This window comes from Dysgonomonas sp. HDW5B, assembly GCF_011299335.1.
Lineage (GTDB): Bacteria > Bacteroidota > Bacteroidia > Bacteroidales > Dysgonomonadaceae > Dysgonomonas_A.
The window spans coordinates 2,139,799-2,152,172 of the sequence record NZ_CP049858.1 but is presented as its reverse complement, the minus strand read 5'-3'; the positions used below and the strand labels follow the sequence as shown (position 1 = coordinate 2,152,172).

At 38.6% G+C, this 12,374-nt stretch carries 8 protein-coding genes; 5 read left to right on the top strand and 3 right to left on the bottom strand.

Annotated elements, in window-relative coordinates; translation table 11 throughout:
• Window positions 1-8: 8 nt before the first annotated feature.
• Window positions 9-986 (top strand): glycoside hydrolase family 43 protein, encoded by a 978-nt coding sequence (locus G7051_RS08815; RefSeq protein ID WP_255493372.1) that lies wholly within the window; start codon window positions 9-11, stop codon window positions 984-986.
• A 651-nt stretch (window positions 987-1,637) separates the two neighbouring features.
• A complete protein-coding gene (locus G7051_RS08810) occupies window positions 1,638-2,840 on the top strand; it encodes a DUF418 domain-containing protein (RefSeq protein ID WP_166199659.1) in 1,203 nt (400 codons plus the stop codon).
• 112 nt (window positions 2,841-2,952) lie between these two features.
• On the opposite strand, the gene G7051_RS08805 is transcribed toward G7051_RS08810, so the two are convergent.
• From G7051_RS08805 to G7051_RS08795, 3 genes are read right to left on the bottom strand one after another with little or no spacing between them, the layout of a single operon-like run.
• Complete coding sequence (locus tag G7051_RS08805) at window positions 2,953-3,627, bottom strand: DUF3823 domain-containing protein (protein ID WP_166199657.1); 675 nt, start codon at window positions 3,625-3,627, stop codon at window positions 2,953-2,955.
• 17 nt (window positions 3,628-3,644) lie between these two features.
• Window positions 3,645-5,495, bottom strand: a complete 1,851-nt coding sequence (locus G7051_RS08800; RefSeq protein WP_166199655.1) for a RagB/SusD family nutrient uptake outer membrane protein — start codon at window positions 5,493-5,495, stop codon at window positions 3,645-3,647.
• A gap of 6 nt (window positions 5,496-5,501) precedes the next feature.
• The gene (locus G7051_RS08795; protein ID WP_166199653.1) at window positions 5,502-8,690 is read right to left on the bottom strand and encodes a TonB-dependent receptor; all 3,189 of its coding nucleotides are present in this window, start codon (window positions 8,688-8,690) and stop codon (window positions 5,502-5,504) included.
• Between the two features lie 368 nt (window positions 8,691-9,058).
• Here G7051_RS08795 and G7051_RS08790 point away from each other — a divergent pair, with 368 nt between their 5' ends.
• From G7051_RS08790 to G7051_RS18295, 3 genes are all read left to right on the top strand, one after another.
• Window positions 9,059-9,403 (top strand): MGMT family protein, encoded by a 345-nt coding sequence (locus tag G7051_RS08790; RefSeq protein ID WP_166199651.1) that lies wholly within the window; start codon window positions 9,059-9,061, stop codon window positions 9,401-9,403.
• Window positions 9,404-9,687: 284 nt separating this feature from the next.
• Window positions 9,688-11,004: a GNAT family N-acetyltransferase gene (locus G7051_RS18175; protein WP_221412929.1), complete on the top strand. Its 1,317-nt coding sequence runs from the start codon at window positions 9,688-9,690 to the stop codon at window positions 11,002-11,004.
• A gap of 46 nt (window positions 11,005-11,050) precedes the next feature.
• On the top strand, window positions 11,051-12,364 hold the full coding sequence (locus G7051_RS18295) for a GNAT family N-acetyltransferase (protein ID WP_255493352.1): 1,314 nt from the start codon (window positions 11,051-11,053) through the stop codon (window positions 12,362-12,364).
• Window positions 12,365-12,374 lie beyond the last annotated feature (10 nt).

Sequence of the window (12,374 nt, the reverse complement as noted above, 5' to 3'; positions counted from 1 at the left end):
TATTATTTATGGGAATAGCAGCCTTTTTACTGCTATCTCCTTACAATCTGAATGCACAAAGCAACAAAAAAGTAAAGTCTTCAATGAGCGGTAATCCCGTATTCGAAGGCTGGTATGCCGATCCCGAAGGCATAATCTATGGTGATACCTATTGGATTTATCCGACTTGGAGTGATCTATATGAGAAACAGACCTTCTTCGACTGCTTCTCATCCAAGGATCTCGTAAACTGGACAAAGCATGAGAGCGTATTGGACACGGCTGCGGTAAAATGGGCAAAAATAGCGATGTGGGCACCATCCGTTATCAGTAAAAACAATAAGTACTATTTATTCTTCGGAGCCAATGATGTGCATCCGGGTGAAATCGGAGGAATTGGTGTCGCAATAAGCGACCGCCCCGAAGGTCCTTACAAGGATTTAATAGGAAAACCTCTTATCAATGAAAATGTGAACGGGGCACAGCCTATCGACCAATTCGTTTTTAAAGATGACGACAATACCTATTACATGTATTATGGCGGATGGGGACATTGTAACATGGTTAAACTGAATGACGATTTTACGGCTTTAGTTCCATTTGATGACGGTGAAATGTACAAAGAGGTAACTCCTCAGAACTACGTTGAAGGACCTTTTATGTTTAAAAAGAATGGCAAGTACTACTTCATGTGGAGTGAAGGCGGATGGGGAGGACCCGATTATTCGGTGGCTTATGCCATAGCCGATTCGCCTTTCGGACCATTTAAACGTATCGGCAAGATATTGGAGGAAGATGCCACTGTTGCGACAAGTGCAGGACATCATTCCATTATGCATGTACCTAATTCGGAAGACTATTATATCGTTTATCACCGTCGTCCGCTAGGCGATAAGGCACGCGATCATCGTGTGACTTGTATTGATAAAATGACCTTTGACAAGGATGGATTTATTAATCCCGTGAAGATAACTTTTGAAGGTGTAAAAGCCAGAAAAATAAAATAAGGCCTCAGACCTTTCTATTTCGTTGATAAGTATTATAACTAAAGACTGTTATAATCATAAAATACAGCAATAAATTTTATTCATTACTTAATCATGCGAATCAGTAGTTGATCTGTTATGTTTAATGTTCAGTTATTCCTAACGCACCCTATCGGGTTTATTTTTCATTTTGTCTTGATACAAAACGAAACAAAAGATCAAGACTGTGCCTTTTGCCCGACCCGCTACGGAATCGAAAGCTAAAACAAAAGAAAACATTTACTATTGATATCCTTTTGTTTCTTAACGCTTTTTTCATCCTGCGGGTACCCGTGTAACCGGCAAGGTCGTAGAGCCTGACGGACAAAAGCCATCTGCGTGCGTCAGCCAAAGTGCATCAGTGGCGGAGCCGTTGGCTGACAAGCGAAACGGGCGTAAAACTAAACGTGCCGAAAGGCAATAAGTTTAGTTTAGCCTGTAAGCTTAATTCAGACAGGCGAGCCACGCAGCACAAAGCCTTTTTGATTCCTTTTGCGGCTTTGGGCAAAAGGAATACAAGCAATCTCTGATTGCGCGTAGTAAAATGAATTTAACTGAACATATAATCTCAACTACTGATTGGCATTAATCATGATTAAATCTTACTAAATAAAACACTATTAAACTAAAAGAATGGAGCAGACTCAGACTATCATACCCAAGAAACGGATCAATTCGATTGATGCACTTCGGGGATTTGCATTATTGGGTATCTTATTATTTCATTGCATGGAGCATTTCGATCTTGCGTATACCCCTACTTTTAGTTCACCTTTCTGGCAATCGGTGGATAATATAGTATTGGGAACTATTACTTTTTTGTTTGCGGGAAAATCTTATGCTATATTTTCGTTGCTTTTTGGATTGAGCTTTTTTATGCAGATGGATTCTCAGGCTGATAAAGGAGTCGATTTCAGGTTTCGCTTTCTTTGGCGGTTGACTATTTTGCTAGTTTTAGGATACCTCAATGGACTTATATATATGGGCGAATTTTTCTTCGTATATGCTGTTGTAGGTGTCTTTATTATCCCTCTTTATAAGGTTCCGACCAAATGGCTGGTAGTACTTCTTATATTACTTCTGTTACAGATTCCAGACATTATCAATTTCGTTTCGTTATTGAGCGGTAATGCACCCAACGAACCGACAAGTCTGGTTAAATATATGGATGATTTATATGATGAGGCTGTGGACGTTTTTGCCAATGGGTCATTTTCGGATGTATTAGCGTTTAATGTTTGGAAGGGATTAGCAGCTAAAATGTTATGGGTATTAGTTTATGCCCGTTATCCCCAATTATTGGGATTGTTTATCGCCGGAATGCTTATCGGTCGCTTGGGTATACATAAGAGTGAGGAAAAAATGATCAAATACAGCAGTAAGGTTCTGCCTTATGCTATTGTAGGATTCGTTATTTTTTACAGTATAATATTATTTCTTCCACATTATGTTGACGGATTTACTCTCAATGTAGGTACTACATTATTCAAGGCATATGCGAATTTGAATATGATGATGATGTATATATGTATTTTGACACTTTTATATTATAAAACTAAAACCCGTAGTATCTTAGATCTGATAGCTCCTGTAGGGCGTATGAGTGTAACCAACTACATGGTACAGAGTTTCGTCGGGGTAATATTATTTTATGGATTTGGTGCCAATTTAGCAACAAAACTAAGCTTCTTACAATGCTTCTTACTAGGTATGGCTATCTACATTATTCAAGTGGGTTATAGTAATTGGTGGATGAAAAAATACTATTACGGACCTGTAGAGTGGCTGTGGAGAACAATAACCTGGTTTAAAGGCGTTCCTTTTCTTCGTAAATAAACGCTTGTTTCATTCAATATATATGTAATAAAGGCTGCTCAAATGAGCAGCCTTTATCGTAATTAAAACAATCGTCTAATAAAACCTATAGAAAAACCTAAGACCATATATTTTATTTCAGTTTAACCACTTGAGAATATATTCCTTGGTCTGCACCTTTTGTCCATACACAAATACGCCCAAAAAGGAATTTTGCGTTAAGAGCTTTTTCATTCAGTTCGGCAGTATAGTTTATCTGTCCCGTTTTTACATCATTTCCGGTAAAATCTTTACGTAAAACATTAAAACCATCGTCAACAAAAGTCGTAGAGTTTAGCAGAAGTATAACTCTGTCTATTTCGGCAGTTGGCACAATACGATTTATTGTCAATGAGGCATTCATCGTATTACCCGATAATGAAATCTCGGCATTTGAAATTGTAAAATAGGGAGTAACTTTAAACTCTATTGTAGTTGATCCGCTTACCGTAATTAATGTTGTATCACGGGTATTTACCCAAGGACCGTTATTGTTTCGTGTTACCATCTTATATTGTCCGTTGAAAAGCTTTGCCGAGAATGTACCTTCTTGTCCCACAAATACCTCGATTGGGTCATGTTTATCATATCCGTCCTGATACAATTGCAGGCGAACACGTTCATCCGTACCCCTTACATTTATGGCTTCACCATTGTATGTAATTCTTCCTGTTAAAGTAGATTCGGGTTCATCGTAATTATCTTTTCCACAACTGCTAAATAGTATCAGCAATGAGATTATAGAGAAAGAACATATTGTTTTTTTCATATTTATATACTTCATAATTATTGATAAGGATTTTTCACTAGTTTCGGATTATTATTTAACCATCCGTTATCCAGTTCATTATAATAATGTCTCAGTTCGAAATTCAAGGCATTGGGATAAATGAAATTCATGTCTTTTTCAACAAATACCCATTTACCATTATTGGGATTACCTTCGGCAACAACTCGATACGGCCATAAACCCAATCGGTTGGCAGTTCGGCTGGCTTGATTACCATTCCATGTCTTATCGGCCAGACGCCAACGTTTCATATCCCAGTAACGCTGATCTTCAAAAGCAAACTCAACACGCCTTTCATGTATAATGTTTTCGAACGTAACGGTTGCTAATGGCTGTACCCCTGCACGATTACGCACTGCATTGATATATTTAACGGTATTGGCATCTCCGCCTCCATAAAGTTCATAGGAGGCTTCGGCAGCAATCATATATGCTTCTGCCATACGGAAACGTACACCCCAGATTTCTGACCCGCGACCTACTGTACCCGAACCTTTGGCTTCATCTAAGAATTTACGAACAGAGAAGCCTGTCTTATTTACTAATCGCAATGTTGAATTATTTACAGGACCATTAGGTGAAGTTATCAGATTTCCTTTGTCATCCTTATCTCCTGCATTTCCTTCTTTTTTAACCCATTTTCCGTTTTCCAGATTTAATTGCCCGACTTGAAGCACTACTTCCAAACCTCTGAATAATGATCCCGGATATAGCACAGTACCTCCTAAACGTGGGTCTCTTTCTTTGAATAGCTGATCTGGTGTTTCATAGAATATCGGAGTTCCTGCAGCAAGATCACCTGTTTTGAATTTGCTACCCTGCCCCGGAGTTGGTGTATCAATAGGCTCATATTCTTCTACCAGATTCAAGAGTACTGATAAATAACTGCTTTGTGCATCTTCGGCAAAACTTGTAGGCAGATTATCCTTTGTAAAGGCATGAGTTTGTCCCGGATAAATATAATCGCGAGCCCAGATCACTTCTGTATTATTATCTTTCACTGTAACTGCTTCGTAGAAGTTTCTAGCTTTATCTTCGGGTCTTCTGTCCTGCAACGAATAGGGACTGTTTTCGATAACTTCTTTTGCAGCCGCTAATGCTACTTTATAATATCCTTCGGCTTTGGCTGCATCTATGCCCACTTCTTTTCCCGGGGTTTCGACAGGAGCTACCATACGGTTGTTATATCTGGCAATTGAAGCCGCATATAATGCTGCACGAGCTTCTAGCATTTTTGCAGTCCATCTATTAGCCCTTGCCGAGTTGGTCGTTTTGGTGGACAACATCATTTTCGAAATTTCATTGCATTCGCTTATAACATAATCGTACATTGCTGCTTCTGTAGCCCGAGGTATCTGTAAAGGAGTGATATCCATTCCCGGAGTATAGGTGAACACTTCATCTCCAACAATAGGCATTCCTCCTAATCCCCGACAGGTATTAAAATAAATCCATGCACGTATCAAGCGCGCTTCGCCAAACAAAGGAGCTTTCTCTTCTTCGGTAAGAGCCGTGCTTTTAGTTAACCCTTGGATAAACTGGTTGATGTTGCGTATCAAACCATAATCATAAACTCTCCACCTATTACGGTCAAATTGATTCACATTGTCAAAATCATAACGCATAGCATCATCAAGTCTGGTGAAATCATATAAATCGCCCTGAACATGCTGTCCGAAACTAACACGTTCATAGAAATTAGCTAAGACCGATTTAATCAGATTCGGATCGCTATACACCTGATCTTCTGTCAATATTCTGTCCGGAGTCTGATCCAGAAAGTCACTGCAACTGCCCATTGATAATACGATAGCCAGAGCTGCTGCCAGATAATATCTTTTTTTCATTGTTAATTAAAATTTAAGGTTTAAGCCAATATTAACCATACGCATTGTAGGATAACCCAAGCCATTGTCGTCTTTTTGTTCAGGATCAACACCCATTACATTACTTAAAGCAAACAGATTATTACCGCCGATATAGACTCTCAAGCCTGTTATGTTGACCTTAGTCAGTACCTTTTTAGGCAGATTATATCCAAATTCGAGATTTCGTAGTTTAATATATCGTACATTGCTTTTCCAATAGGTACTGTTCCAGTAGTTGCTGTGATCACCCATATTAAGTCTTACTAATGGATATTTACCCGAAATTATATCGCTGTTTGGATCCCATATATCAGCAAGACGCCAACTGTTTTTCAAAATTTCGGAGGGTGTATTGCCATTATTCTGAAAAGGAATCTGTTGTTCCCAACGCTGCCAGTAAGTATTTAAAGTCGATCCGGTAAAGTCGAAACCTAAATCGAATCCTTTCCATTCAAAAACAAAATTGAAACCGAAGTTAAAAATAGGAGTTCCATCCTGACGGTAGCCGATAGGACGTTCGTCCATACCGTTGATTACTCCATCTCCATTTACATCTTTGTATTTGATATCTCCGGGCATAAGGGTTGAGTTACCCTTGCGGTCATTATCAATCGTATAGTTTGCGATTTCCTCCCAGCTTTGAAATTGTCCGATAGCTTCGAGTCCCCAATTTACATAACCATATCGTTGATAGATACTGTTACGGTATACATCCCAAGAATTACTTTTGCGGGTATCGTATTGTTCCCAATCGTAGAAACGGGCATAGGTTGCATTTGCAGCAATACTGTAGTTGAATTCATCCACCTTATCTGTCCAGCGAACCATAAAGTCGACACCTCTGTTTACATCGGAGTTAAGATTCTCTCTGGGCAGGTCAAAGCCTAATTCGGAGGGAAGAAGCACATCATAACGGGCAGCGGGTAGTCCTGTACGCTTACGATTGAAATAATCAAATTGACCTGTAAGACGATTATTCAGGAATGAGATATCGAAACCGACATTCAAAATCTTTGCTTTTATCCACGATAGAGTAGTAACCGGCAGACCCCGAGGTTTTGTACCTACTACATATCCTCCGTCTATAACCGACCCTCCTTGATTATAGTCGTATCCTGTCATATAATCAAAAGCACCGTAACCGTCCACATTATCATCTCCAACAAGACCATAAGAGCCTCTAAATTTAAGGTCGCTTATTATATTGGTGATTTTACTGTCCTGCCAGAATTTTTCTTCAGATATTCTCCATCCGATAGATGCAGAAGGAAAAAATCCCCAGCGATCGTTTGGTGGAAACTTCCACGATCCATCATAACGTCCTGATAACTCGAGTAAGTATTTGTCTACATAGTTATAATTGATACGTCCTATCCAGCCTAAACGAGCTTGTGTATTGGCTCCGTTATCATTAAACGATTTAATCTCCTTGAAATTAATTAAATGCATATTATCGGCTACCGGCCTGCTATAAATGGTAGAGCTTGGGTCGCGGCGTTGAATGGTTTCCATACCAGCAACAGCATTCAGAGAATGTCCGCCAAATTTACCATCATAAGCAACCTGAATGTTGGTACTGATTTCTTCGACATATGCGTTTACACGCTCACGGTACGGATCGCTCATTGCATAATCAACAGGATAAGTATCCGTAGCCTCATCGTAACGATACAGCTTATATGGATATTCCTGAATATCGTTTACTCTATTGGCATAGTAATAGCTGCCCAGTGCTTTTACCTTGAACCCGTTCAACAGGTCATACTCTGCATTTGCCTGAAGCTGTATTACACGCCATTCATCTTTATTATATCCTGACAATGCATAATTCATCACCGCAAAGTTTGTTTGCGGATCATCGCTTACCTTTTGTGGATAAAGCGGATTATCATTGGCGTAAGGTCTTTTTGTAGGAAGGTTTCGAAATACAGCAAAACGAGGCAACCAATAGTCATCACCTCCGGGTGCTCCCGGATTTTTTCGGGTTTCAATCCGTCCATTCATTCCGGCTCCCACTTTTAACCGTTCGTTAATCTGTGTGTCGATATTCATTTGGGCATTGGTACGTTTAAATCCGCCATAATTCTGAACAGTAGCGTCTTGATTAAGATGCCCGACAGAGATATAATAATTGGACTTATCCGATCCTCCCGATACATTTAAGTTTGTATAATATTGTGGGGCAGATTTCCAGATATAATCATACCAGTCAAAGCCCTGATATCCGGTTTCAGTTCCATCCATCCATTTCTTATACTCTTCTTCATTATATGTACGCTGACCGCCACGCAAGGTTTCAGCCTGAACATAGCTGCTTACATATGTTTTGGAGTTAGATTGCTCGGTAAATTTGAAATTGTCCTGCCAGCCGTAATAAGCGTTCAGCGAAACTACGTTTTTTGTATTTCTCTTTCCCTTTTTAGTGGTAACAACTACAACCCCATTAGCTGCACGAACCCCGTATATAGATGCCGACGCATCTTTCAATACGGTAACGGTCTCAATATCGTTGAAATCAATATTGTTAAATTGTCCTCCATCCGATTGAATCCCATCAATTACATATAAGGGACTTCCCATATTACGTATACTAATATCAGTAGATGCCCCCGGACGCCCATCGGTTTGCCTTGAATTGACCCCTGCTATTTTTCCGACTAACGAGCCCGAAGCTGTTGTAGCAAATGAACGTGAAATATCCGAAGCTCCGAGAGTAGAAATAGCACCGGTCAAAGTAACTTTTTTCTGCGATAGACCGAATCCGGTAACTACAACTTCATTAAGAGCCTGAGAATCTTCCTTCATCTCAACTCTTATCCTGTCATTGCCTCCAACACTAATTGTTTGGGTTAAAAAACCTAAGTAGGATACCTCCAGTACAGACTTAGCGTCGACATTCAGAGAAAAATTACCATCAATATCAGTAATAGTTCCATTCGAGGTACCTTTCTCTTTAACAGAAGCTCCAATAATCGGAGCGCCTAGATTATCGACAACTAATCCCGTTATAGCTTTCTTTTGTTGCTGAATTTCATTTGCATTAAATATGGTATTTTGATTTTCGGCAGAGGCAATTACATTGCCCGATATCGGAGGGAGTATTGAAAGAGCTACTAAGCATAGCCGCATCTTCCATTCCCTATTCCTCCAATTAAATAAAGGTTTTTTATTCATAGTTTATTAAGTTAAAGAATTAAAGTAAAGTTTTATTTTAGGTCAACTTGGTATTCAGAAAAGGCATGTATCAACGAATCGTATTTTGTAATAAGGTGTTGTTTTAGGTATTATTTAAACTCAACAATAGTACTAGATTGGGTATAAAGTCTGCAATGTAGGAGGAATCGATATTTGCCTACATACGAATTTAGGCCAGATTAGTACAGCCCTTTGCAGAGGAGATTAAACATACTTTTTTGTCACCTTATCGTACATTTTAAATTTGTACTTAAATCTCTGTAAGAAAGAAGTGCGAAAGAATAGTATTCAATGTAGATTTTGTATTTTTGATAAAATATAGGGTCTCTTAATTGTAATGAATAACTATGCCCAAAATAGATAAAGATGCTTTTAGTCAGGCAGTATATGATATTGTGAGAACTATTCCTCATGGACGTGCAACCAGCTACGGGGCTATAGCTAAGGCTGTAGGATATTATAATATGTCGAGATTGGTAGGACGAGTCATGAGTGAATGTAATTCGTCGATAACAAATATCCCTGCTCATAGGGTTGTGAACAGTCAGGGAATACTATCGGGGAAAGATGCTTTTGGTGATTCGTCCGAAATGCAGGAGTTATTAGAAGCTGAAGGGGTTATCGTTTCGAATAATAAAATCAAAAACTGGAAAACAGTGTTTTGGAATCCTCTTGACGAGATAAATATTTAAGACATCTGATTCTGCATTAACATATTTTACCGCACTTACATTTGCTATTCAAAATAACATCATATCTTTGTTGCACTTTATATAATCTTTTATGTTTACTACTAATAAGTATCTGGTGTTGTAAATAGCTTGTATTAATCAATACATGCTATCCTCTCATCTATTTATCGGACATACTAATCTGTCTGATACTTTTCTTACATTCATTTTCACAGAATAACATCATAATATTCATACCTGATAAGAGGTAGTGATATTACGTATTCATAATTATAAAGATTATAATGAGTAAAAAACATATCCCATTTTTCGACTTTAACAAACCCGAAAACATCAGCTTAGATATTATCTACGATCAGTGCAGTGGTCCCGGAGGGCTTAAGCTTGTAGATTTCTTAGCAGATAAAATGAAAATAAGCCCTAAGTCATCACTTCTTGATGTTGGTGCAAACAGAGGTTTCCCCACTTGCTATTTAACGAAGAAATACCAAACTCATACAGTCGCCATAGACCCTTGGTATGACTTAAGAGAACCTACTGTTCCTCTCATCCAATTCATCAAAGAAAATGCTCAACTCTGGAATGTTGAAAAGCACTTGGAAGCATTGATGATCGGATTGCCAAATTCCTATTTTAAAGATTGCTCCTTCGATTATGTCTATAGCACCACTGCACTCGAGATGATCAGGATGCTGGAAGGAGAAGAAGGATACCTTACTGTTTTGAAAGACATCGTAAGGATTCTAAAACCCGGAGGCATATTCGGATTGGCTGAACCTATGCACCTCGAAGTTGACATGCCGGAAGATTTAGAGCCTTATGTGAGTCAGGTACCTTTCCCGTGGAAAGAATGTTTCAGAAGCATCTCACAAACTACAGAAGCGTTAAAGTTAGCAGGTTTTGAGATTCTCGAAGCAGATTATGCACCCCATGCACAACTTTGGTGGAGAGAGTATGCACAGCATGATCCGTTATGTAAATCAAAACCTGAAGAAGATCCAAAAACTCTGGAGGTAGATAATGGTCGCTGGACAAGCTTTGGATACATAATTGCAAGAAAAAAAATGAAACAGCACTTAAAAGACAATCAGATGATTATCAGACAAGAAAAAGAACAGGATTACGCCGAAATATACAATCTTATAAAGACAGCATTTGAGACAGCTAAAGTGAAAGACGGAGATGAGCAGGACTTCGCCGTAAAGCTTCGTGCAGGAGAAACTTATATACCTGAGCTGGCTCTGGTATTAGAAAAAGACGGAAAGTTAATCGGGCATATTATGTTTACTAAACTTAATATACATACTCTTGATGGAATCTTTGAGGCACTTCTATTAGCTCCTATCTCTGTCCTTCCGGAATATCGAAACCAAAGAGTGGGTTCTCTATTAATTAAAAAAGGATTTGAGTTGGCTAAGAAGATGGGGTACACCGCAGTATTTCTATGTGGCGATCCTACCTATTATAACAGGTTTGGTTTCAGAGCAACCACAGACTTTGGGATACTGAACGATTGTGGAATTCCTGATCAGTATGTATTGACTTGTGAGCTAACCGACAATGCCCTACAGGGAATCAATGGTACAGTTACCCTACAGTAAGAGATAACTTAGATTGTTAACAGAAAAATATTTTAATCGAATAAAGATGATTATAGAAACAGCCAGACTACGAATTATTCCACTGACAGTGGAGCAATTCGCCCTGTTGCTATGCGGTGTTGATAAGATGGAATTCGAACTGGGCTTAAGTCCATCTAATGAATGTCTTGATGAGCATACGCAGCAGGCAATGAAGAGACAATATCAGAAAGCATTAAATAACCTTGAAAATTATCATTGGTTGGCAAACAGGCAGATTATCCTAAAGGCTGAAAATAAAGCCATAGGAAGTGCCAATTTCAAGAATTCACCGGTAGAGAATAAAGATATTGAAATCGGATATGGCATAAACCCAGGTTACGAAAATCAGGGATATATGACAGAGGCAGTACAAGCCTTGTGTGAGTGGGCAATGAATCAACCCGATGTTGAATCTGTAATTGCTGAAACCGATAGAGAGAATTACGCCTCTCAGAAAGTATTGCAAAAATGTGGAATGACAAAATTTCGGGAATCGGATATTGGCTTCTGGTGGAAATTAGAAAAGGTAGGAAAAATGAATATCATAAATACAAGACCCGAATTATTCGGGAAGACAATCTGTTCGATATGGACAGATCCCTATATTCAAGAAAACCTATTGAAAGCTCATTTGGATTTTTCTTCCGATGCAGCCAGCCGCAATAAAGAATCGATAGAGATTATAATTGATTTTATAGATAAACACATTGCAAGAGAAAGCCGATTACTAGACTTGGGATGTGGTCCGGGATTATATGCTGAGCTACTTTCTAAAAAAGGACACCTTGTTACAGGTGTTGACTTTAATAAAAAATCAATAGAATATGCCACCCAACAAAACACTAGTGTTAAATACATTGAGGGCGATTATATCTCGTACTTTCCTCATGGCGAATACGATGCAATAATTATGATATATTGCGATATGGGTACCTACTCGGACAATAATCGCGACTTGTTATTAAAGAACTGCTATTCTTCACTAAAGGCAGGAGGCAAACTTATTTTTGATGTTTTCAATGAATATATAGTCAACGATAAACACGAAAGCTCCGATTGGGAATATAGCCCTGATGGCGGATTCTGGGCTGAAGACGAATACTTGTTGTTAAGTCAGACTTTTCATTATCCCGAAAATCAAGCTTATTCATATCAATACAATCTGCTTCAAGGAAAAGACACGAAGCACTTTACAATCTGGGACAGGTATTATACTCAGAATGAAATAATCAATGTGCTTGAGGCTGTTGGCTTCAAAAATGTTATTATCCAAAATAAGTTACTATCCACTAATGATTTCACATCCAGCAATGAGATGTTTATTATAGCCGAAAAGTAATAAGATAAGA